At 70.1% G+C, this 23619-nt stretch carries 16 protein-coding genes and 1 pseudogene; 7 read left to right on the top strand and 10 right to left on the bottom strand.

What is annotated here, in order from left to right:
* Positions 1-13: 13 nt before the first annotated feature.
* The 5 genes and pseudogenes from QM711_RS09265 to QM711_RS09245 all read right to left on the bottom strand — a co-directional run bounded on the left by QM711_RS09265 (position 14) and on the right by QM711_RS09245 (position 4453).
* Positions 14-160 (bottom strand): hypothetical protein, encoded by a 147-nt coding sequence (locus QM711_RS09265; protein WP_415098651.1) that lies wholly within the window; start codon positions 158-160, stop codon positions 14-16.
* A 133-nt stretch (positions 161-293) separates the two neighbouring features.
* A pseudogene (locus QM711_RS09260) lies at positions 294-1325 on the bottom strand (ABC transporter substrate-binding protein); the annotation flags it as partial.
* A 192-nt stretch (positions 1326-1517) separates the two neighbouring features.
* Positions 1518-2594 carry an alpha/beta fold hydrolase gene (locus tag QM711_RS09255; RefSeq protein ID WP_415098536.1) on the bottom strand — a complete coding sequence of 359 codons (1077 nt, stop codon included), beginning with the start codon at positions 2592-2594 and terminating at the stop codon, positions 1518-1520.
* Positions 2595-2619: 25 nt separating this feature from the next.
* Positions 2620-3780: an NAD(P)/FAD-dependent oxidoreductase gene (locus tag QM711_RS09250; protein ID WP_415098534.1), complete on the bottom strand. Its 1161-nt coding sequence runs from the start codon at positions 3778-3780 to the stop codon at positions 2620-2622.
* Between the two features lie 16 nt (positions 3781-3796).
* On the bottom strand, positions 3797-4453 hold the full coding sequence (locus QM711_RS09245) for an OsmC family protein (protein ID WP_415098532.1): 657 nt from the start codon (positions 4451-4453) through the stop codon (positions 3797-3799).
* 105 nt (positions 4454-4558) lie between these two features.
* Between QM711_RS09245 and QM711_RS09240 the strand changes: the two genes are divergently transcribed.
* The gene (locus tag QM711_RS09240; RefSeq protein ID WP_415098530.1) at positions 4559-5308 is read left to right on the top strand and encodes a PIG-L deacetylase family protein; all 750 of its coding nucleotides are present in this window, start codon (positions 4559-4561) and stop codon (positions 5306-5308) included.
* A gap of 74 nt (positions 5309-5382) precedes the next feature.
* Here QM711_RS09240 and ligD read toward each other — a convergent pair whose 3' ends face one another.
* The 4 genes from ligD to QM711_RS09220 form a co-directional block, all read right to left on the bottom strand.
* Entirely contained in the window at positions 5383-6318 is a 936-nt protein-coding gene (ligD, locus tag QM711_RS09235) for a non-homologous end-joining DNA ligase (protein WP_415098528.1), read from the bottom strand.
* A 116-nt stretch (positions 6319-6434) separates the two neighbouring features.
* On the bottom strand, positions 6435-7367 hold the full coding sequence (locus QM711_RS09230) for a transglutaminase family protein (RefSeq protein ID WP_415098526.1): 933 nt from the start codon (positions 7365-7367) through the stop codon (positions 6435-6437).
* On the bottom strand, positions 7360-9867 hold the full coding sequence (locus QM711_RS09225) for a circularly permuted type 2 ATP-grasp protein (RefSeq protein ID WP_415098524.1): 2508 nt from the start codon (positions 9865-9867) through the stop codon (positions 7360-7362). The genes QM711_RS09230 and QM711_RS09225 overlap by 8 nt, the downstream gene beginning before the upstream one ends.
* 262 nt (positions 9868-10129) lie before the next feature.
* Positions 10130-13630, bottom strand: coding sequence for a DUF2126 domain-containing protein (locus QM711_RS09220; protein WP_415098522.1), 3501 nt, complete (start codon positions 13628-13630; stop codon positions 10130-10132).
* 63 nt (positions 13631-13693) lie between these two features.
* Here QM711_RS09220 and QM711_RS09215 point away from each other — a divergent pair, with 63 nt between their 5' ends.
* Entirely contained in the window at positions 13694-14767 is a 1074-nt protein-coding gene (locus tag QM711_RS09215; protein ID WP_415098520.1) for a hypothetical protein, read from the top strand.
* 16 nt (positions 14768-14783) lie between these two features.
* On the top strand, positions 14784-15590 hold the full coding sequence (locus tag QM711_RS09210; RefSeq protein WP_415098518.1) for a patatin-like phospholipase family protein: 807 nt from the start codon (positions 14784-14786) through the stop codon (positions 15588-15590).
* 27 nt (positions 15591-15617) lie between these two features.
* Here the strand turns inward: QM711_RS09210 and QM711_RS09205 are convergent, their stop codons facing one another.
* Positions 15618-16433 carry a phosphatase PAP2 family protein gene (locus QM711_RS09205; protein WP_415098516.1) on the bottom strand — a complete coding sequence of 272 codons (816 nt, stop codon included), beginning with the start codon at positions 16431-16433 and terminating at the stop codon, positions 15618-15620.
* A 180-nt stretch (positions 16434-16613) separates the two neighbouring features.
* Here QM711_RS09205 and QM711_RS09200 point away from each other — a divergent pair, with 180 nt between their 5' ends.
* The 4 genes from QM711_RS09200 to QM711_RS09185 all read left to right on the top strand — a co-directional run bounded on the left by QM711_RS09200 (position 16614) and on the right by QM711_RS09185 (position 23618).
* The gene (locus tag QM711_RS09200) at positions 16614-20000 is read left to right on the top strand and encodes a pyruvate carboxylase (protein ID WP_415098514.1); all 3387 of its coding nucleotides are present in this window, start codon (positions 16614-16616) and stop codon (positions 19998-20000) included.
* 224 nt (positions 20001-20224) lie between these two features.
* Entirely contained in the window at positions 20225-21592 is a 1368-nt protein-coding gene (locus tag QM711_RS09195; protein ID WP_415098512.1) for an aspartate aminotransferase family protein, read from the top strand.
* 17 nt (positions 21593-21609) lie between these two features.
* On the top strand, positions 21610-22518 hold the full coding sequence (locus QM711_RS09190; protein ID WP_415098510.1) for an ABC transporter permease: 909 nt from the start codon (positions 21610-21612) through the stop codon (positions 22516-22518).
* 17 nt (positions 22519-22535) lie between these two features.
* Complete coding sequence (locus tag QM711_RS09185; RefSeq protein WP_415098508.1) at positions 22536-23618, top strand: ABC transporter substrate-binding protein; 1083 nt, start codon at positions 22536-22538, stop codon at positions 23616-23618.
* The last annotated feature ends 1 nt before the right edge of the window (position 23619 follow it).

The following is a 23619-nucleotide window of genomic DNA, read 5'->3' as shown; positions in this document are numbered from 1 at the left end:
TCGGCTGCGGTGGTCAGCCGAGGGCGTTGAACTCCTTCACCGCCTGCGCCCAGGAATCCTCGGCGGACTGCTTCCTGGTCACGTCGACCCGGTTGACGGCGTCGGAGAGCACCTGCCGGACGGCGAAGTACTGCGGTCCCTTGAACGGATTCACGGTCACGGCCTTCGCCCGGTCGGCGAGGATCTGACCGGTGGGCGCGTTGTTGAAGAATTTCGTCGGTGACCCCGAGCAGATCGGGGCTGCTCAGCGCTTGGCTCTGGCTCGGGAAGGTGCCCTTGGCCTTGAAGGCCTTGATCTGCTGCTCGGGTGCGGTCAGCCAGGCGGCCAACTCGCGGGCCGCGGCGGTGTTCTTGCCTTGAGCCGGCACGGTCAGGTACGAACCGCCCCAGTTGCCGCCGCCGCCGGGAAAGACGTTGGCGACGTCCCAGCCGCTGACGCCCTTGGCGTTGCCCTCGATGACACCGAGCATCCAGCCCGGGCAGAGCATCGTGGCGAACTTGCCCTTCTGGAACGCGTTGACCCAGTCCGTGCTCCACTGGGCCAGGTTCGCCGACAGCTTGTCGTCCTTTGCGGCCTTGAGAATGGACGTGTACATGTCCTTCACCGGCGCGTTCTGATCGAGCGGAATCAGCGTCTCTTCGGGCGCGGTGGAGGAGAAGGCGTTCTCGACCTGGTTGATCTGGCCCTGCAGGATCGCGTCTGCGGAATCGAACCAGGCCACGCCCTTGGACTTGGCGACGAACTGCCGTCCGACATCGAAGTACTTGTTCCAGTCCCCTTGCAGCAGCTGGGCAACCTGGTCTCGATCGGTCGGCAGCCCGGCCTTGGCGAACAGGTCGGAGCGGTAGCAGACCGCCTCGGGGCCGATGTCGGTGCCGAAGCCGACCAGCTTGCCGTCCGGTGTGGTGGCGGCGGCGGACTTCCAGTCGAGCCAGCGTCCCTTGACGTCGTCGCCGTTGAGGTCGGTGAGCTTGTCGGCGGTCTGCATGACGTCGGGCATCCAATCGACCTCGATCGCCTCGATGTCGCTGAGACCGGAGCCGGCGGCCAGCTTGCCGAAGTAGTTCTCGCGGGCCTCGTTGGAGGTCGCCGCCTTCTTGGGGGTGATGGTGACATTCGGATGGAGCGTCGTGTACGCCTTGAACAGATCCTCGTAGCCGAACTCGTTGAAGGTGGCGACCGTCAGCGTCACCGGCTCGGTGGACGCCGACGACGGTGCCGACGCGGGTGACGACGGTGCGGCTGCCGGCTGCGAGCAGCCGGTGGCGAGCAGCGCCAGGACGGCGGCCGGAACCGCCGCGGTGCGGATGAATGTGGTGCGCATGTGACTCCTTCGTCGCTTCGGCGGGCCCCTGCGGGCTCGCGTGGCGGGAGATTCCTCCCTGCCTGAGAGCGCTCTCAGTATGACTTCGATCATGCGTGAAAGCGCTTTCATGCGCAAGTGGCTTGGGGGCTGTTGAGATCAGATCGTGATGCTACTCAAGCCTTTGACGGCGTGACCGAGCGATCGGCCGGCTCAGCTGCCGGTGAGTAGCTTCGCGACGGCGGCGGCCCGGGCGGTCTTCCCGGTGACCTCCAGCTTCGCGTAGATGTTCTGCAGGTGCCGCTCGACAGTACGGACACTGAGCACCAGGGCCGTGGCAATCTCGTTGTTGTCGCGTCCGTCGGCCGCCAATCGAAGGACTTCCAGCTCGCGGGACGAAAGCACGGCGCCCACATCGACGGTGGGCCGCTCCCGGGCCAGTTCGGGTTGCATGAAGCGTTCGACCTCGTCGACGACGACCTGCCAGGCAGGCTCCTCGCTGAGAGTGATGTGATTGTTGCTGTTCAATGCCACCAGCCGGGCGCCGGCGATGTTCGAGGCGAGGAAGATGCCATCCGCGAACTCGTTCATCTTGTCCCCACGGGCATGGAGAACGAGGGTGGGCACCTGGATCTGGGCGAGTTCCGCGACTGAGTTGGCCTTGGCCCGTTCGACGAATGCCGTCATTGCGTTCTCGGTGGAGACACTGACCCGTTGCAGTTCGTCGAGCCACGACATCTGCTCATCGGTTGCCCCGGGAATCATCATCGAGGTGAAGACCCGCCGGAACTCGGACTGCGGTCGCGCCCACCCCACCTTCATCATCGCCAGAAAGGCCTGCTGCATCGCCAGGTCGTTCGGTGAAGGATCGGGAAAGGGTGCGGCGTAGCTGTTGTAGAACATCATCCGGGTGACGCGCTCGGGGTTGCGCACCGCATAGCTGATCGCGACAGGTCCCCCTTGGGACATCGCCATCAGGGCGAACTGTTCGAGGCCGAGGTCATCGACGACCGCCGCCAGGTCCGATACCCGGGCGTCCAGACAGAAGTCGTCGACCTCCCAGTCGGACAGTCCGAAGCCGCGTTCGTCATAGCGGATGATGGTGGCGAAGCGCCCGAGATCTTCGAGGAAGTGCCGCCAGACCGGGCTCTGCCAGTCGTGTTGCAGGTGGCTCAGCCAGCAGGTGCTGACCACCAGTGGGGGACCACTGCCGTGCACTGCGTAGGCAATCCTGACGCCGTCGGACGCGCGGCAGAACCGTACCTGCTGCTGGACGATGGGCGACCGCATGGCGGAGACTCTAGCCCGCGTCGCATCAGCACTTCATCGCGTGCCAGTCCGCTGCTATCAGTTCGATCGGCTCGAGACCGGCGAGGAACTCGACTTCGGCGGTCGCCGACGCCGACAACTCGCGCAGCAGTCCGCCGATCTCCCCGTCGGACCAGCGCATCGATGCCAAGGTGTCGGCCACGGCGAAGAGCCGGGCCGAGAGCCCGTCCCGGGTGAGCTCGTAGCGTTCCATCGCCCGGTCGTCGCCGTTGACCAGCGTTGCCACCAGCGCACGCGCCAGCAGCTCGGCATCTCGCAGGGCGTCGGTCAGGCCGTGCGCCGTCAGCGGATCCTTCCAGTAGCCGGCGTCGCCGACCAACGCCCAACCACGTCCCCAGGGTCGGCGGATGTACCCCGGCCGACCGGCGAACAGCCGAAGGTTGCCGACCCGCCGACCCGCCAGCACTCGTCCGGCCACCTCCGGCGACGCCTTTCGAAGCAGCGGTTCGAAGTCGGCCACGCCGATGTCGGACGTGGCGGCGGAGCCGGCGAAAACGGTGGTCAGGCCGTCATTGGTCGGAATCACGCCGGCCGTCGCCGAGGAGCGGAAGACCCAGTCGTAGCCGCCGGTGTCGACGCCGTCCCAGTGGCCGTAGACGAACGCCGACGTACTGGCCGCACGCCGGGTGATCGGTGCTCCCACGCGTTCGGCGACCACCGAGCGGACGCCGTCGGCGCCGACCACCCAGCGTGCCCACTCGGTGAACCGGTGGCCCAGCCGGTCGAGCCCGGTCACGCCGATCACCGTGCCGCCGGCGTCCCGGACGACATCGTGGACGGTGGCACCGAAGCGGGTCTCCGCGCCGGCCTCAGCGGCCGCGTCCACCAGGATCGGATCGAGCACCGTTCGGCGCGGTGCGTAGAGCGCGTCGACTCCGTAGCTCGGCGCGATCTCGACCTCTGCCCGACCGTCGCGATAGTGGAAGGTGGCCCGTCGGATAGCCGGTGTGCCGGCGGCCTGGATCGCGGTCAGCAGTCCCCAGCGCCGCAGCTGAAGCACCGCCCCTCGCATCAGAGCGTGCGTGGAGAGGGTGTCGGAGCCGTAGCGGCTGCGGTCGATCACCAGCACTCGGAGCCCCGCGCGTGCCGCCAGCATGGCGGTGGCCGCTCCGGCGGCACGCGCTCCGACGACGATCACGTCGTACATGAGGATCTCTTCCCGCTCAGCCCGCGTCCACGGCGATCGTGACCGGGACGCCGTTGGTCAGCACGTCGTAGACCGCGGATCGCCGGCGGGACTGCTCGACCACGCCGCGGAGCTTCTCGGGATCGTCGCCGCGAAGACGGATACCCACGGTGATGCTCTGGTAGCCGTTGCGCACGTCGTCCGACAGGCCGAGGATTCCGAGGATGTCGATATCGCCCTCAACACTCGACTCGACCTCGGTCAGGTTCACCCCGCGAGCCGCGGCGATGTTGGCGATTCCGGCCGTGAGGCAGGCCGCGATGGCGTGCAACAGGTACTCAACCGGAGTCGGTCCCCGATCCTGGCCGACGAGCACTGCCGGGTGATCGGAGGTCAGGTTGAACGGGCGTTCATGGACCATCTCCTGGAGTGCGCCGTGGAAGCCGTGGATGGTGGATTCGCTGTGCGTGCCGATGATCCAGCGGTTGGTGGCGCGGAACTGGAACTTCGCCATCTCCGGGGCCTGTTTCACCGCATCGATCGTCGCGAAGAGGGTGGTGGTGTCGACACCATTGGGTATCGGCTGTTGGGTGAGTGTCATGAGGTTCTCCTCTGTCTGCGCTGCACCGGTGTGCGGCGTCAGGTAGGACGCTACGATCCGCGCGGCGAGGCCCGCGTCGGCGCAGCCGCGCAACTCGAAGGATCGGTGGTGGCCTCCGGTGGCGGTCTACGCGTAGCCGGACAGCTGCTTGCAGGGGTCCACTCGACGCCGTCGGTGCCGCGCCGTAGGTTGTGGCCCATGACTGAATCAGCGGGCGTTGAGCGGCTGCCGGATGAGGAGTTCAAGCGGGTGCTCTGCGTGGTGGCGCACCCGGACGACCTCGAGTACGGCACGTCCGCGGCTGTCGCCGAATGGACCGACCGGGGCATTGAGGTGTCCTACCTGCTGCTGACCAAGGGCGAGGCGGGGATGCAGATCCCGCCCGAGGAGTGCGCCAGGATCAGGCGCGGCGAGCAGGAGCGGGCCTGTGCTCAGGTCGGGGTCTCCGAACTGGTGATGCTCGACCACCCGGACGGCATGCTGGTCTACTCACTGGAGATCCGCCGCGACATCGCCCGGCGCATCCGGGAGTTCAAGCCGGACGCCGTGGTCACCGGCGCCTGGGACCTGGAGGCGTCGTGGGGGCTGAACATGGCCGACCACCGGGTGGCCGGCGTATGCGTGCTGGACGCCGTCCGCGATGCCGACAACACCTGGGTGCATCCCGAGCTAGCCAAGCAGGAGAATCTGCCCAAGTGGGGCACCCGCTGGTTGCTGGTCGGCGGCCATCCGAAGCCGACGCACGGCGTGCCGGTGTCAGACGATGCGGTGCAGCGGGCAGTGAAATCGCTGCAGGCGCACGAGGAGTACCTGGCGGCGATCCCCGGGCATCCGGCGCCGGCGGAGTTCATCCCGGCGATGCTCGAAGGCGGTGGCAAGGCGCTCGGCGTCGAGCACGCGATGCTGTTCGGCGCCTTCGACCTGCGCGGACGTCCCGCTGGCCCGTAGGAAGGATGTTCGCTGGTCGAGCCTGTCGAGACCCCGCTGGCAAAGGGTTTCGACAGGCTCAACCAACGGGCAACTCAGCTCTTGGCCGGTTCGATGCCGTCGCGGTCGGCCCACTCCAGCAGCTGATCGATCCGGAACGCCTCGTCGTCGATTCCGGCGTGCAGGTCGCCCAGGTCGGCGAACCGGGCGGGCACGGACGCCAGGGTGAAGTCGCGCGGGTCGAGGTCGTCCAGCTCGTCCCAGAACACCGGCGTCGAGACTGTGCCGGTGGGAGTGCCGCGGACCGAATAGGCGCTGGCGATGGTGTGGTCGCGGGCGTTCTGGTTGAAGTCGACGAAGATCTTCTTCGGGTCCCGGTCCTTGCGCCACCACACCGTGGTGGCGTCGTCGCAGCGCCGCTCGATCTCGCGGGCGAAGGCCAGCGCGGCTCGTCGCACCTCGCCGAAGCCCCACTCCGGCTCGATCCGGACGTAGATGTGAAATCCCTTGCCGCCGGAGGTTTTCGGGTAGCCGATGATGCCAAGTTCGTGCAGTACCTGACGGGCCACGTGGGCCACTCGGCGGACGGCGGCGAAGTCGGCGTCCGGCATCGGGTCGAGGTCGATCCGCCACTCGTCCGGCTGCTCGACGTGGCCTCGGCGGCTGTTCCAGGGATGGAACTCGACCGTCGACATCTGCACCGCCCAGATCACCTGCGCCACTTCGCTCACGCACAACTCATCGGCGGTCCGGCCGAACCGGGGAAACCACAGTTCGACGGTCTGCACCCAGTCCGGTGCGCCGCCGGGCAGCCGCTTCTGGTGCACCTTCGGGCCGGCCAGGCCGTCCGGGAAGCGATGCAGCATGCAGGGCCGCTCGCGCAGCGCCCGGACGATGCCGTCGCCGACCGCAAGGTAGTACTCGATCAGATCACGCTTGGTCCAGCCGGTTTCGGGGAAGTAGACCCGGTCCGGGTTGGTCACCCGGACGACCCGCTCGCCCACCTCGATCTCGATCGCAGGACTCGGCATGCCCCGACCGTAGCCGGGAGCGGCGGAGTTATCCACAGATTGCCTTCGCGTGGGCCGCGGGCGGCTCAACTTGTGGCTGGATTTCCTCGAATGGTGAATGAGGTTCGCCGGACGGCTCAGCTGAACGAGCCGTCCGGATTGACCCGGAAGACGTCGACCTTCACCTCGAGCTTGGACTTCTTCGCCTCGGTGAACACGACGCCCTTGAGCGGTGAAACGTCGCGGAAGTCCCGGCCCCACGCAGTGACGATGTAGCGGGAGTCGGCGAAGTGGTCGTTGGTCGGATCCAGGTCGATCCACCCGCCGCCGGGCACCAGCACCGACGTCCAGGCGTGCGAGGCGTCCGATCCTTCCAGCTTCGGCTGCCCGGGCGCCGGTGAGGTCTCCACGTAGCCCGACACGTACCGGGCGGGCAGGCCGACGGTGCGCAGGCAGCCGGCCGCCAGGTGCGCGAAGTCCTGGCAGACCCCTTTGCGCAGGGTCAGCAACTCGGGAAGGGTGGTGCGCACCGAGGTCGCACCGAGCTCGTAGTTGAAGTCGCGATAGATGGTCGCGTAGAGCCCTTCCAGCGCGTCGCCCAGCGGCCGGTCCGGCCACAGGATGCCCTCGGCGTAGGCGCGGACCTCCGGCCCCAGTTCCACCAACTCCGACGGCAGCAGGTATTCGGCCCGCAACACCGGGTCTGCCTCCTCGGCGATCCGCGCGGCCGCCTCGGCCACGGTGTGGGCGTTCAACGCCTCCAGGTCCGGGCGCGGCCAGGCCACGTCCACGAACGCCACCTTGCCGACCACCAGTTCGCGGTGCGGGCTGCGGATCTCGACGTAATAGCTGTGGTTGCCGAAGTGGTCGACATGGTTGCTGACCACGTCCGGCTCCGGTGAGACCAGCACCTCGTGCGAGATCACCTGCTGTGACCAGGTCTGCAGCGGACGCAGGAAGCCGCGCTCATAGCAGGCCTGGACGTCGTCGTCGTAGGTGTAGATCGTGGAGTGCCGGACGCGGTAGCGCCGCGGCGCGTAATGATCGGGACGGATCGCCGGTTCAGTCATCGGCCACCTGCCACGGGCTCGCCCAATCAGAGGTCTGCGGACGCCTTGGCGCCTGCCGGAGGAAGTGCCGGGCGGCCAGGTCATCGGACAGCCGGCGGAAGTCCTGCTCGAGTTCGCTGAGTCGAGCGGTCAAGGTCGAGGCGTGCAGCAGCCGATCGACCTCAAGGGTGTCCAGCGCGTTGACCAGGAGGAGTGCCTTCGCCGCGGACGCCTCGTCACCGAGCAAGGTCAGATCGGACGCCAGCGACTGGGCCTGGTAGATCACCGAGCGCGGGTTCAGCCGGTCCAGCAGCAGCAGGTCGATCACCGACTCCAGGGCCAGCGTGGGACCGGTGCCGGCGGCGGAACGGCGGCGATGGGTGATGATCGACTCGCCGGCCCGCAGCACGCCCTCGACCACCAGATCCTCCACCTGGCGCTCGCGGGGGACGGCGAAGGCGCTGCCCAGCACCGACAGGGTGAGCTGGGCGCGCTCCATCCGGCAGCCGACGTCGAGGAAGGCCCAGGACTCGTCGCGCACCATGCTCTGCGCCATGATCCCGGCCAGCGCCAGCAACGACTCCAGCACGTCGGCCAGCAGCGGCTGCAGCTGGTCGTCGTCGTCCGGGGTCTCGTCCAGGGTCTGCTCCAGGCGGCCCAGTACCGACCAGGTGTCGACGCTGAGCAGGTCCCGGACGTGCTGGGCGGCATTGACCACCTGGTTCGCGCAGTGCCGGACGGTGCCGGTGCGGCTGATGTCGAGCACGACCCGACGCAGGTAGCTCAGCGGTGTTTCGCCGTCGCGGATCGACCCGGTCGCGGTGACCCAGGCAACGGTCTGGAGCAATGCGTCGGTGGCCAGCGCGCCGGGCGTCGCGGTGCTGCCGGAGTTGTCCTCGGCGAAGTCGTCGACCACTTTGAGCAGCCGGGCGGTGCCCTCCGCACGCTCGGCGTAGCGGCCCATCCAGTACAGGTTGTCGGCGACCCGCGGCGACAACCCGCCGGCCCGCACCGCCGGCGCGCCGATCCTGCGGTCGCGCGACGTGGGAGTCAACTGATCCGACTCGCCCGAGATCACCCAGACGTCCTTGGCCAACGCCCCGGTGTAGTTGGACACGGTGTGCTCGCCGACGCGGGCGGCCACCCGACCCAGGCCGCCGGGCAGGAAGCGGTAGCCGTCGGCGTGGGCGACGCCGAAGGCGCGCAGCACGAACCGGCGCGGCTCCAGGCCGGCCCTGGTCACCACCGGCGCGGTGGACAGCTGGAGCCGCTCCTGTCCGCACCAGGCCCATGGCTCGGCAGTGATCCGGTCAGCCAGTTCGGCCCGCTCCTGGGCGCTCAGCTGCCAGCCGTAGCGCAGCGGGCTGATGGTGCGCGAGATCGGCTTGATCACCAGCGACTCCAGGTTGGCCAGCACATGCGACCGGTCGGCATCGCGGCCGCACCACCAGGTGACCGGCATCGGCAGCGCCAACTCCTCGCCGAGCAATGCCTCGGCCGCCGCAGCCAGGTGCGCGGCGAGACCGGGATTCTCCAGGACGCCGGCGCCCACCGGGTTCACCACGGCCACGGTGCGGTTGCGGGCCGCCTCGATCAACCCGGGGATGCCCAGCTGGGAATCGCCGCGCAACTCCAGCGGATCGGAGAAGGCGGCGTCCACCCGGCGCAGCAGCACGTCCACCTGCTCGAGCCGGTCGCCGGCCCGCAGCCAGACGGTGCCGCGATGCATCACCAGGTCGTCGGCCTCGACCAGGGGAAAGCCGAGCAGGGTGGCCAGATAGGCCTGCTCGAACGCGGTCTCGCTGTTCGGCCCGGGGGTGAGAAGAACCACCCGCGGCGGCTCGGTGGCGGACGGCGAGGCGTCCTGCAGAGCGGCGGTGAAGGTCTGGAAGAAGCCACGGAGCCGGGCCAGCGGGGTGGAGCGGTGCAGCCCCGCCATCACCCGCGAGATGATCCGGCGGGTCGCCATCGCATAGCCCGGTCCGGAAGGGGCCTGGGTACGGTCCGAGATGACCGTCCAGTGGCCGTCCGAGTCGCGACCGAGATCGGTGGCGGCGATCACCAACTGACGGCGTCCGGGGGCGCTGATGCCGTCGGTCTGCCGGATGTAGCCGTCGTGGGCGAGGACCAACTCTGGCGGAATCACCCGGTGCCGGAGCAAGCTGCGCTCGCCGTAGAGGTCGGCCAGCACCAGGTCGAGCAGCCGGGCGCGCTGGGCCAGGCCGGCCTCGAGCCCGGCCCATTCGGCCGCGCCGATCAGCACCGGGATCGGATCGACCGCCCAGTTCCGGCCGCCGGGCTGGCCGGTGCCGTAGGTGACGCCCTCGTCCGAGGCGAAGGTGCGGGCTTCGGCCCGAGCCGCCTGCAGTCCGCCCATGCCCATCGCGTCGATCGCGGCGCCGAGGGCGGCCTGATCGGTGCGCAGGCCGGTCGGCGTGACCAGCTCGTCGGACGCGCCGGGGCGCAGGCGTGCCCGATAGTCATCGAGGACGCCCGACTCGACCGAGACCGCTGCGGACATGGTGGCCAACCTAGTGGACGCCCGGTGCCCATACCGGAGCCGGGCGAGGGCCGGACATCAACAGGACGAGATCGAGCGCCGGCGGGTCGGTGAAATTGGTCTGGACACGGACGTCCTGACCGCCGTCACAGCGGGGGGTCCGAGCGATCGTGGACGGGAGTCCAGAGTCGGTCGGAAAGTGACCGAAAGAACCGTCCCCGCGGTCCAGCGCCGGTCGGAAAGTGACCGAAAGAACCGTCCCCGCGGTCCACTTGGCCGTGGGTCAGGCGCGGTGGCCCGGGGTGTAGCGGCGCAGGTCGACGGTGCACGGGTACTCAGTGCCCATCGGTCCGGACAGTGCTTCTGCCGGCGGCCAGGACGCGGTGTCGATCGGTCCGCCGGTGTGGCCCTGGGGTTCGAACCGGGCGGCCCGCCGGGATTCGGCTTCCACCGCGTTCACCGGATAGGTGTCGTAGTTGCGTCCGCCCGGGTGCACCACGTGGTAGGTGAAACCGCCCAGCGAGCGGTCGTTCCAGGTGTCCACCAGGTCGAAGGTCAGCGGCGAATGCACCCCCATGGTCGGGTGCAGGGCCGAGTACGGCGCCCACGCCCGGTACCGGACGCCGCCGGCGAACATGCCCACCGTGGACGGCTCGTCGTCGCCGCCGAGAGCGGTGCCCCAGCCGCCGTTCGCGATCGGGGTGAGCGGTACCGGGACGCCGTTGCAGGTCACCACGTGGCGCCCTTCGACCAGCCCGGAGACAGCCAGCTGCACCCGCTCGACCGAGGAGTCGACGTAGCGCGCGGTGCCGGTGCCGGTGGCCTCCTCGCCGAGCACGTGCCACGGCTCGATCGCCTGCCGCAGCTCCAGGTGGACGCCGGAGGTCCGGGTCTCGCCGAGCCGCGGGAACCGGAACTCCAGGAACGGGTCCAGCCAGGCCGGGTCGAACCGGACGCCGGGAGCGACCTCGGCGAGCCACTCGTTGACGTCGGCGACCACCTCGCGCAGGTCGGACGCCGCGAACGCGGGCAGCAGGAACCGGTCGTGCAGCCGGGTGCCCCAGCGGATCAGCCGGCCGCGGTAGGGCCGAGCCCAGAACATCGCCACCAGGCAGCGCACCAGCAGCGCCTGCACCAGCGCCATCCGGGGGTGCGGGGGCATCTCGAAGCCGCGCAGCTCGAGCAGACCGAGGCGTCCGCGCTGCGAATCGGGGGAGTACAGCTTGTCGATGCAGAACTCGGAGCGGTGGGTGTTGCCGGTCAGGTCGGTGAGCAGGTGCCGCAGCAGCCGGTCGGTGTTCCAGGGCAGCGCCGGACGACCCGACGGCGGCGCGAATTTCTCCGCGTCGGCGGTCACCCGGTCGAGCTCGGCGAACGCGATCTCCATCTCGTAGAGGGTTTCGAACCGGCCCTCGTCGAACCGCGGCGCCTGCGAGGTGGGCCCGATGAAACGTCCGGAAAAGACGTAGGACAAGGCCGGATGATGCTGCCAGTAGGTGATCAGCGAGCGCAGCAGGTCGGGCCTGCGGAGCAGCGGCGAGTCGGCCGGAGTGGCGCCGCCCAGGGTGAAGTGGTTTCCGCCGCCGGTGCCGGTGTGGGTGCCGTCGAGGTCGAACTTCTCGGTGGCCAGCCGGGTCTGCCGGGCGTCCTCGTACAGGCTGAGGGTCAGGTCGCGCTGTTCGGCCCAGCTGCTGGTCGGCTGGGTGTTCACCTCGATCACGCCCGGGTCGGGGGTGACCGAGATGGTCTTGGTGCGCAGGTCGAAGGGCAACGGGTAGCCCTCCAGCACCACCGGCAGCTCGACCGCGGACGCGGCGGTCTCGATCACGCTGAGCAGTTCGAGGGCGTCCTCGAGCTTGGTCAGCGGCGGTAGGAAGACGTACAGCCGGCCGTCCCGCTCCTCGACGCACAGCGCGGTGCGGGGGGCCTCTTCGATGTCGAGCACCACCGCCGGCGGGGCTTCGCCCTCGACGATGATCGGCAGCAGCCCGGTCATCTCGAACGGGGAACGCTCGATCTCTTCGGGCATCGGGGACCAGGCGATCGAGCTCAATGGCAGCCGCAGACCCATCGGGGAGGTACCGCCGGTGAGCATCAGGTAGCGCCGGCGCGGCTGCCAGCGAGTGGTACCCCAGCGGCCCTCGTCACTGAGCCGGAACACCGGAACCACCCAGCCCCGCGGGACGCCGCGGCCGGCGTCGATCGCCGCCACCTGCTCGGCCCGGCGCTGCGCGTCGGCCAGCTCGGGGGCGTCCGGATCGGGGTCGTCGGGACGCTCACCGGCCGGCTGGACGGCTTCGTTGAGCAGTGCGGCCAGGGGGTCCTCGAAGGCCGGGACGAGGTGGCTGGTCGGAATCCCGAGGCCGCCGGCGATGTAGGCGGCCAGATCGCGGACGGCGGTCTGCGCCTCGAGCGAGCCGGACTTCACGCAGGGGTCGTCCCACGGGTTGGCCAGCAGCGAGGGGTCCTCCCAGATCGGCAGCCCGTCGGGGCGCCAGGTGATCGCGATGTTCCAGCGCGGCAGGTCCTCGCCGGGGTACCACTTGCCCTGGCCATGGTGGACGACGCCGCCGGCGGCCCAGCGCCGCTCCAGCCGGGCGGCCAGCTGCTGGGCCAGCGCCCGCTTCTCCGGGCCGTCGGCGGCGCCCTCCCATTGCGGGGTGGCGGTGTCGTCGGCGGAGACGAAGGTGGGTTCGCCGCCCATGGTGAGCCGGACGTCCCCGGCCGCCAGCAACTCGTCGACGCGCTCGCCGAGGGCGTCCGCGGCGGACCACTGGGCCTCGCTGTAGGGCTTGGTGACCCGCGGGTCCTCATGCACCCGACGGACGGTGTTCGCGTACGACATGGTCACCGCGACCGGTGCGGTGGCGCCGGTGATCGGCGCCGCGGACGACGGGTGGGGGGTTGCCGACAAGGGAATATGACCCTCGCCGGCGAACAGGCCGGAGGTTGGGTCGAGGCCGATCCAGCCGGCGCCCGGGACGAACACCTCGGCCCAGGCATGCAGGTCGGTGAAGTCCTCACTCGGCCCCGACGGCCCGTCCAGCGCCTCGACGTCGGAGGTCAGCTGGACCAGGTAGCCGGAGACGAACCGGGCGGCCAGGCCGGCCTCGCGCAGCGCGGAGACCAGCAGCCAGGCCGAATCGCGGCACGAGCCGAGGGCATTGGCCAGGGTGGTGTCAGGGGTCTGCACGCCCGGCTCCATCCGGACGGTGTAGGCGATGTCGTGCTGCAGCGCGGTGTTCACCGCGACCAGGAAGTCCACCATCCGGGGCCGCTCGTCGCCGCTCAGCGCGGCGTAGGGCTCGGTGATGTGCCGCTGCACCCACTGCCGCACCAGCGGTCCCGGGCCGCCGGCCGACGACTCATCGCCCGCCACCTCGTCGACCCGGCGCAGGTAGGGCTCCAGGTCGGCGCGCAGCGCGTCCGGATAGGTGAACGGGTAGCGCTCGGCGTACTCCTCGAGGAAGAAGTCGAAGGGGTTGATCACCGTCATGTCGGCGACCACATCGACGCAGATGTCGAGTTCGGAGACCGGCTCGGGAAAGACCAACCGGGCCAGATAGTTGCCGAACGGGTCCTGCTGCCAGTTGATGAAGTGGTCGCGCGGCGAGACCGTCAGCGAGTAGGCGGCGATCGGCGTCCGCGAGTGTGGCGCGGGCCGCAGCCGGACGGTGTGGGGGAACACCTTCACCGGCTCGGCGAAGGTGTAGGTGGTTCGGTGTTCGAGAGCTACCCGGATGGTCACCCGGAGAATGTACTCGCCGGGCGCGGGGCGGGTCACTCACCGCCAGCCTGCCGAAACCTCGCTGAAACGCAGCGGCAGGGACCCCGCTAGCCTGGTCCGGTGACTTCTCAGGTACCCGAAGACACCCCCGATGCCAGCACCGACCCCGAAACCGGCGCCGAGACCGACGCCGCAGCCCGTGCGACGACCGCCCGGCCCGGCCCGGCGCGACCCCGCACTCGATGGATCGCCGCCCTCGCCTTCATCGTGGTCGCCGGGCTGATCGCCGGCATCGCGCTGCTGCTGCGGCCGCAGCAGCCGGCGTCCATGGTGCCGGCGGCGACGCCCCAGCAGGCAGTCACCGGATACCTGGACGCCCTGGTCGCTTCGGACGCCGACCGGGCGCTGGCGTATGCGCTGAATCGGCCCACCGACACCACGCTGCTCACCCGCGAGATGCTCGAGGCGTCCCATCGGGCCGGCGCGCTCAGCGTGGTCAACGTCCCGGTGGTTGAGGGCGGCGAGTCGGCCACGGTGCCGGCCGAGGTGAAATTCGGCGAGACCGCGGCGACGATCACCTTCGCGCTCACCCGCACCGATGCCGGCTGGCGGCTCGGACAGGTCACCTCGACCATCGATCCCGGCCCGATGCCGGCTGAGCTCGGGGCCACGGTGAACGGCCAGCCGCTGACCAACCCGCAGCACATCGAGGTGTTCCCCGGGGTGTACCTGTTCGCCGAGAAGCTGCCCGAACTCAGCTTCGGCGGTGCGAGCGTCACCGTGGCCGCGGTCGGCGAGGACGTCCGGGCAGGTCTGCAGCCGACGCTCACCGAGGCGGGCGAGAAGCGGGCGAGCAACGCCGCCGCCGCCGCGCTGAAGAGTTGCCTGACCAAGAAGAGCCCGACTCCGGCCGGCTGCCCGAACAGCGTCGCCATCGGCAAGGACCAGAAGCTGGACCCGAAGACGATCAAGTGGACGCTGGTCGGCAATCCGTGGAAGGACGCCGCCTACACCCTCGACGTGGCCGACCCGACCCATGCTCGCGGCGCCACCAAGCTGACCTTCCGGTTCCGCTGCACCCTCACCCAGGGTGGGGAGAAGTACACCGTCGATCAGACCAACTCGGTCAACGTCCGGTACCTGGCCTCGGTCACCAACGCCAAGGATCCGGTTGCCTGGCAGCGGGTGGCGTGAGCGGGACCCGCGCGCCGTGACCCGCGCGGTCGTCCTCGGCGGCGGTGGGCTGACCGCGATCGCCTGGCTGGACGGCCTACTTTCCGGGCTGCCGCCGGTGCTGCCCGGCGCGGACCGGGTGATCGGGACGTCCGGGGGCGCGCTGCTGGCGGCCCGGCTGCTCAGCGGCGGAACCGGCGAGGGACTGGACGACGTCGCGGCCGAACTGTCCGGCGTCCGGGTCACCGCGCTCGCCGCTGCCCGGCTGGCGGTCGCCCAGGTGTGGCCGAGTCGACGGCACGCCCTGATCTGGCTCGGCCGGACCGGACGGCTCCCGGGGGGACCGGCGCACAGCGGGCTCACCGAGGAACGGTTCGTCGACCTGGTCGGCCGGGCGGTAGGGACCGACGATTGGCCGGACGCGCTGGTCGTGGTGGCCGTGGACGCCGCCGCCGGGCGTCCGGCCTACTTCACCGCACGTTCGGGCGTGCCGTTGGCGCGGGCTGTCGCCGCCGGCTGCGCGATGCCGGGCGTGCTGCCGACGGTCACGATCGACGGGCGGCGCTTCCTGGACGGCGGCCTGCGCACCCCGGCCAATGCCGACCTGGCCACGGGCTCCGACCGGGTGCTGATCCTGGCGCCGCAGTCGCGGTCGATCCGCGAGGTGCGGCGTCCCGGCCACGAGGCGAGCCGGCTGCGGGCAGCCGGTGCCGGGGTGGCGCTGATCGAGGACGAGCACCCGAACTGGTCGGTGATGTCGGCGGCGGCGCTGCCGGCCGCCCGGGAGCGTGGACGCCGGGCCGGGCGGGCGGCGTCCGACGCAGTGGCGCGGCTGTGGGCGTGACTCTCGACCGGTGAGAGCGCCCGGGCGTCAGGCGGTGGGCGCGATCGGCCGCCGGCGCAGGGAATGGTCGCGGTGCTGACTCAGCCACAGCCGGTGACAGGTGATCACCACCGACAACCAGGCCACACCCAGGCACCAGGACGCCAGCACGTCGGTCAGCCAGTGATGCCCCAGGTACACCCGGGAGAGTCCCATCGCCAGCACGTAGAGCACGGTCAGGGTGACCGTCGCGGCGCGGGCGGCCACCCCGGTCAGGTGCGAGATCAGCAGGTAGCAGAACATCCCGGCGATCACGATCGAGTTGAGAGCGTGCCCGGAGGGGAACGAAGCCGACGTCTCCGGCGGCGGAATGGATTCGGCCAGCGGCGGACGGGCCCGGTCGGTGAGCCGCTTGCCGGCCACGGTCATCCCCAGCGATCCGCCGACGGTGATCAGCATCAGCACCAGGGGCGTCCAGCGCCGCCAGCGCAGGCACACCACGGTGATCGCGATCCCGGTGATCACGCTCATCCACAGCTGGCCGCCGGACGCGCTGAAGGTGGCGATCACCGCGTTCAACGTCGGGGTCCGGACGCTGATCATCCAGTCCAGCACCGGACGGTCGAGCAGGGCGACACTGCTGCCGGCCACCACCGCTTCGTAGATCTCGCCGGCCAGCATGGTGCCGCCGATCGCGAGCGCCGCGGCCAGGGCCAGCAGCACCAGCACGGCCAGTTCGGTGTTCCGCAGCCGCTCGGCGAGCGCGCCGAATACCTGTCGTAGCCACCGGCCGGGACGGCTGCGCCACGAGGTCAGGTCGCGGCTGCCGATGCTGCGTTCGGATTCGGAGGGTTGCAGGGACATCGACCCAGTCTGTCAGGCGCCGGTGGACGGTCCGTAGTCGGCTTCATCTGAGGATCAGCACAGTGACGATTGCCTCCCGCGTGGCGAGGGATTGTGTCAGGCTGTCAACGGTGGGTGGCGCGGTCGGCAGGGTCGCCGGAGCGCGGTCGCCGACTTCCGACCAACCGGCGAGGAGACGGCATGTTCCGCAAGATTCTGGTGGCCAATCGTGGTGAGATCGCGGTCCGAGCCTTCCGGGCCGCCACCGAGCTGGGCGTCGGCACGGTTGCCGTCTTTCCCCACGAGGACCGGTTCGCCGAGTATCGGTTGAAGGCCGACGAGAGCTACCAGATCGGCGAGGTAGGGCACCCGGTCCGCGCCTACCTGGACGCCGACGGCATCATCGCCGCCGCCCTGGACGCCGAAGCCGACGCGATCTACCCGGGCTACGGCTTCCTCAGCGAGAACGCCGGCTTCGCCCAGGCCTGCGCGGACAACGGCATCACCTTCATCGGGCCGGGCCGCGAGATCCTGGAACTGACCGGTGACAAGGCGAAAGCCATTGCCGCCGCGCGTGCGGCCGGGCTGCCGACGCTGCGCGGGGCGGACGCCTCGGACGACGTCCCGACCCTGCTGGCGGCAGCTGAAGAGATCGGCTACCCGGTGTTCGTCAAGGCGGTCTCCGGCGGCGGCGGACGCGGTATGCGCCGAGTCGATGACGCGGCGGCGCTGGAGCCGGCCCTGATCGAGGCGATGCGCGAGGCCAAGGCCGCCTTCGGCGACGCCCGGATGTACCTGGAAGAGGCGGTGGTCAGCCCCCGGCACATCGAGGTGCAGATCCTGGCCGACCACACCGGCCAGGTGATCCACCTGTTCGAGCGGGACTGCTCGGTGCAGCGGCGGCACCAGAAGGTGGTCGAACTGGCCCCGGCACCCAACCTCGATCCGGCGTTGCGGGACGCGATCTGTGCCGACGCGGTGACGTTCTGCCGGCACATCGGCTACACCAACGCCGGCACCGTGGAGTTCCTGCTCGGCGCCGACGGCCGCTACGTGTTCATCGAGATGAACCCGCGGATCCAGGTCGAGCACACCGTCACCGAAGAGGTCACCGACGTCGACCTGGTGTCGTCCCAGATGCGGATCGCCGCCGGCGAATCGCTGGCCGACCTGGATCTGCGCCAGGAGGACATTCACGTTCGCGGCCAGGCGCTGCAGTGCCGGGTGACCACCGAGGACCCGGCCAACGGCTTCCGGCCCGACACCGGACGGATCTCGGTGTACCGCAGCCCCGGCGGCGCCGGCGTCCGGCTGGACGGCGGGGTGGTGTTCGGCGGTTCCGACGTGGGTGCCCATTTCGACTCGATGCTGGTCAAGCTGACCTGCCGTGGACGCGACCTGGTCGCTGCCGCGAAGCGAGCTCACCGCGCGCTGACCGAGTTCCGGATCCGCGGGATCTCGACCAACATCGGCTTTCTGGAGGCGGTGATCACCGACCCCGACTTCCTGGCCGGGCGCGCCACCACGTCCTTCATCGACGAACGCCCGCAGCTGCTCACCCAGCGCATTCCGGCCGACCGGGGCACCAAGCTGCTCACCTATCTGGCCGGCGTCGCGGTCAACAAGCCGAACGGCGAATGCCGAACCACGCTGATCGCCCGGGACAAGCTTCCCGCGCTCACCAAGCAGGAGCTGCAGGCGCCGCCGCCGTCCGGTTCGAAGCAGCTGCTGCTCGCCGAAGGTCCGGAACGCTTTGCCCAGGCGCTCCGCGACCAGACCGCGGTGGCGGTCACCGACACCACCTTCCGCGACGCCCACCAGTCGCTGCTCGCGACCCGGGTCCGTACCCGTGACCTGCTGCACGTCGCACCGCACATCGCCCGGATGCTGCCTCAGCTGTTCTCGATGGAGTCCTGGGGCGGTGCCACCTACGACGTCACGCTGCGCTTCCTGAAGGAGGATCCGTGGCAGCGGCTGGCGAAGTTCGCCGAGGCGATGCCGAACATTCCGCAGCAGATGCTGCTGCGCGGCCGCAACACGGTCGGCTACACGCCCTACCCGCTAAAGGTGACCCAGGCTTTCGTCCATGAGGCGGCGCGCACCGGCTGCGACATCTTCCGGATCTTCGACGCGCTGAACAACATCGACCAGATCCGGCCGGCCATCGAGGCGGTGCGCGAGACCGACCACGGTGTCGCCGAGGCCGCGCTGTGTTACACCGGCAACCTCACCTCGCCGGGCGAGAAGCTGTACACCCTCGACTACTACCTGCGGTTCGCCGAGCAGCTGGTCGACGCGGGCGCGCACATCCTGGCGATCAAGGACATGGCCGGCCTGCTGCGGGCCCCGGCGGCGGCGAAGCTCGTCCGGGCGCTGCGGGAGCGGTTCGACCTGCCGGTGCACCTGCACACCCACGACACCGCCGGCGGCCAGCTGGCCACCCTGATCGCCGCCATCGACGCCGGAGTGGACGCTGTCGACGTCGCCTGCGCCGCCTGGGCGGGCACCACGTCCCAGGTGTCGATGTCGGCGCTGGTGGCCGCCACCGATGACACCGAGCGGGCCACCGGGTTGTCGCTGCAGGCGGTGACCGACCTGGAGCCGTACTTCGAGGCGGTCCGGCTGCTCTACGCGCCGTTCGAGTCCGGCCTGCCCGGCCCGACCGGACGCGTCTACACCCACGAGATCCCCGGCGGCCAGCTGTCGAACCTGCGCCAGCAGGCGATCGCGCTGGGGCTGGGGCACCGGTTCGAGGACATCGAGAACATGTACGCCGCGGCCAACCGGATCCTCGGCAACATCGTCAAGGTGACCCCGTCGTCCAAGGTGGTCGGCGACCTGGCGCTGGCCCTGGTCGGCGCCAACGCCGACCCGGACGACTTCGAGGCCAACCCCGGCCGCTACGACATTCCGGCCTCGGTGATCGGCTTCCTCAGCGGCGAGCTGGGTGACCCGCCCGGCGGCTGGCCCGAACCGTTCCGCAGCAAAGCGCTGGCCGGACGCACCGTGAAGCCGGTCGAGACCGAACTCTCCGAGGCGGACGCGGCGGCCCTGGAGAGCGAGCCGCGGCGCACCCTGAACCGGCTGCTGTTCCCCGGACCGACCCGTGACTACGAGGACGCCGTGGACGAGTTCTCCGAGCTGTCGGTGCTCTCCACCCGCGAGTTCCTGCACGGCCTGGCCGTGCACCAGGAGCACGAGGTCGAACTGGAGCGCGGCAAGAAGCTACTGCTCGGCCTGGAGGCGATCGGCGAGCCGGACGCCCGCGGCTACCGTCAGGTGGTCTGCACGATCAACGGCCAGATCCGGGTGGTGTCGGTGCGGGACCACGCCGTCAAGTCCGAGGTGGCGGTCGCCGAGAAGGCGGACGCCGGCAACCCCGGCCATGTGGCAGCGCCGTTCTCGGGTGTGGTCACCCTGACCGTGGCGGTCGGCGACACGGTCGAGGCCGGCCAGGGTGTGGCCACCATCGAGGCGATGAAGATGGAGGCCGCGATCACCGCCCCGAGCGCCGGCACCGTGCAACGGCTGGCGATCGGACCGGCCCAGGCCGTCGAAGGCGGGGACCTGCTGGTGGTGATCGGCTGAGCGGCGCTCGCCGAGGCATAACCGGGACATTGCGCTCAGGTAACGCGTGGCCCGGTGAACGCCGCCCGCTGTGGTGCTTGGCCGCCGGTCCGGGTCGCTGATCGAATGGGAACCGTTCACCAGCCGTCGTCTCGGGGGTGAACCACGGACGCGATAGGCGTCCGGCAGCCGAGCCAATGTCGTCCTCGGACGACATCGTCGGCCCGGGGAGAGAGGAGTCCCCGGTGCCGATTCCGGCCGATCCCGCAGGACGGGAGACCTATCGCCTGGACCGGGCGCATGTGTTCCACTCCTGGAGCGCCCAGGCGACCCTGGACCCGCTGGTGATCAGCGGGGCGTCCGGCAGCCGGGTGACCGACGCGGACGGCAGGGAGTACCTCGACTTCTCCGGGCAGCTGATCTACACCAACCTCGGACATCAGCATCCGGCGATCGTGGCCGCCGTCCAGGAGCAGGCCGCGCGGCTCGGCACGATCGCCCCGCAGCACGCCGTCGAGGCCCGGTCCCGGGCCGCCGCGCTGATCGCCGAACGGACGCCACCCGGCCTGAACAAGGTGTTCTTCACCAACGGCGGTACCGACGCCAACGAGCACGCCATCCGAATGGCGCGGCTGCACACCGGCCGCTACAAGGTGCTGGCCCAGTTCCGCAGCTACCACGGCGGCACCCAGACCTCGCTCAACGTCTCCGGCGATCCCCGCCGCTGGGCCACCGACTACGGCAACTCCGGCGCCGTCCACTTCTTCGGGCCGTTCCTGTACCGCTCGGCGTTCGGCGCGTCCACCGAGGCCGAGGAGTGCCGGCGGGCACTCGACCACCTGGAGCAGCTGATCGCGATGGAGGGCCCGGAGGCCTTCGCCGCGCTGATCCTGGAGACCATCCCCGGCACCGCCGGCGTGATGCCCCCGCCGCCGGGCTACCTCGACGGCGTCCGTGCCCTGTGCGACAGGTACGGGATCGTGCTGATCCTGGACGAGGTGATGGTCGGCTTCGGCCGCACCGGCGCCTGGTTCGCCGCCGACCACTACGGCGTGGTGCCCGACCTGCTGACCTTCGCCAAGGGGGTGAACTCCGGCTACGTGCCGCTCGGCGGGGTGGTGATCAGCGACGAGATCGCCGCCACCTTCGCCCACCGCGCCTACCCGGGTGGGCTGACCTACTCGGGCCACCCGCTGGCCTGCGCCGCCGCGGTGGCCGCCATCACCACGATGGCCGAGCAGAACATCGTCGAGCGGGCCGCCCAGCTGGGCCGTGACGTGATCGGTCCGGCGCTGCGCCGGCTGCAGGTCAAGCACCCCAGCATCGGCGAGGTTCGCGGCCTGGGCTGCTTTTGGGCACTGGAACTGGTGGTCGACCGGGAGACCCGGGAGCCGCTCACCCCCTACGGCGCGGTGAACCCGGCGATGGCCGAGATCGGCGCCGCCGCCCGGGATGCCGGGCTGCTGATCTTCACCAGCATGCACCGCATCCACCTCGCCCCGCCGCTGACCTGCACGGAGGCCGAGATCGCCGAGGGCATCGACCTGCTGGACGGCGTCCTCGACCGTGCCGACCGGCATACCCGCCCGACACCCACCGCCAGGATCGCCTGACTGCGAACGGAGCACCGATGTCCGCCACCGAGACCCAGACCACTACCGTCCCCGACACCACCGGCACCGAGCCGGCCGGTACCGGTCCGTCCCCCGCCAAGGAGAACGCCTGGCTGACCCCCGGCAGGCTGCGGCACTGGGGCGTCAACGCCGCGGTCTTCGCCGGCGTCCTGCTGGTGTGGTGGGCGATCACCGCCACCGGCCTGATCCAGCCGCTCTTCCTGCCCAGCCCCGGCTCGGTGATCCAGGCCTTCGGGGACGCCTCCAGCTGCCGTCCGATCGCCGAGGGCAGCGCCCGGATCGTCTGCGGCGAGCAGGGCTACTTCCTCTGGGAGCACCTGCTGGCCAGCCTGCAGCGGATCGGCATGGGCGTGGCCGGCGGCATCCTGATCGGCGTCCTGCTCGGCTTCGCGATGGCCCTGATCCCCACCTTCGGACGGCTCTCCGAGCCCTACCTGAACTTCCTCCGCTCACTGCCGCCGCTGGGCTACATCGGCCTGCTGATCGTCTGGTTCGGCATCGGCGACACCTCCAAGGTGTGGCTGCTCTTCCTGGCCGCCTTCCCGCCGATCGCGATGGCCACCATCGACGGCGTCCGCGGCATCCGCGCCGACCGGCTGCAGGCCGCGCAGAGCCTGGGCGCCAGCCATCTCCAGGTGATGCGGCACGTGGTGCTGCCCGCCAGCCTTCCGTCGATCCTCAGCGGCATCCGGATCGCCACCGGCTTCGCCTGGACGACGGTGGTGGCGGCCGAGCTGAACAACGGCATCCCGGGCATCGGCGGGCTGGCCTACCTGTCCGGCACCCAGCTGCAGACCCCGCTCACCATCGCCTGCATCATCATCGTCGGCCTGGCCGCCATCACCCTCGACTTCGGGATCAAGTGGATCTCGCAGCTGTTGGTGCCCTGGCAGGGCAAGGCCTGAGGAAGGACGGTACTGACGTGACCCGAATCGCTAACCATCGACCCGCAATCCACCGGGTGACCGGGCTCGGGGTGGCCGTGATGCTGGCCGCCGGGGCGGCACTCAGTGGCTGCACCACCGCCCGCGAGGCCGAGGCCAGGGCGAACGCCGGCGCCACCGCCACCTGCCCGGTGACCGGCAACCCCGAAGTCAAGGGCACCGTCCGGATCGGCTACCAGGCCATCCCGAACGCCAACCTGGTGGTCCGCGACCGGCGCTGGCTGGAAGCCTGCCTGCCCAACGCCACCATCACCTGGATCAAATTCGACTCCGGCGCGGACGTGGTGCAGGGCTTCGGCTCTGGGTCGGTCGATCTGGCCACGCTGGGCTCCAGCCCGGCCACCAAGGCACTCTCGGCACCACTCAACGTCGACATGCGGGTGGTCTGGATCGACGACGTGATCGGCAAGGCCGAGTCGCTGGTGGTCAAGGACAGCTCGATCACCACCCTGGCCGGGCTGAGAGGCAAGACCATCACCACTCCGTTCAGCTCCACCTCGCACTACAGCCTGCTGCAGGCACTCGCGGACGCCGGGCTCAACCCGGGCACCGACGTCAAGCTGGTCAACCTCAGCCCGGACAAGATGCTGGGTGCCTGGCAGGGCGACCAGGTGGACGCCGCCTGGGTCTGGGACCCGGTGCTCAGCGAACTCGCCGAGCACGGCAAGGTGATCACCGGCAGCGACGTGACCGCCGAGAAGGGCCATCCGACCTTCGACCTTGAGGGCGCCACCGGCGCCTTCGTGACGGCGAACCCCGCCTTCATGGAGACCTGGACCGCGGTGCAGAACCACGCCGTCGGCGAGCTCACCGCCAACCCGCAGGCGGCGGCGCAGTCGATCGCGGTGCAGCTCGGCTCCACCCCCGAGGGGGTCACCGCGCAGCTCAGCGGCTACCTGTTCCCCGACGCCCGCAAGCAGCTGGAACTCACCGCGGCGTTGCCCAAGCAGCTGCTGGCGACCGCCGAGTTCCTCAAATCCCAAGGCGACGTCGACGCCGTCAGCTCACTGAAGACGTACACCGACGGGGTGTACACCGATGCGATCAAGAAGGTGGCCTGAG

Source organism: Micropruina sp. (assembly GCF_047602385.1).
Classification (GTDB): Bacteria; Actinomycetota; Actinomycetes; order Propionibacteriales; family Propionibacteriaceae; genus Micropruina.
This window is presented reverse-complemented; position numbering and strand designations above follow the sequence as displayed.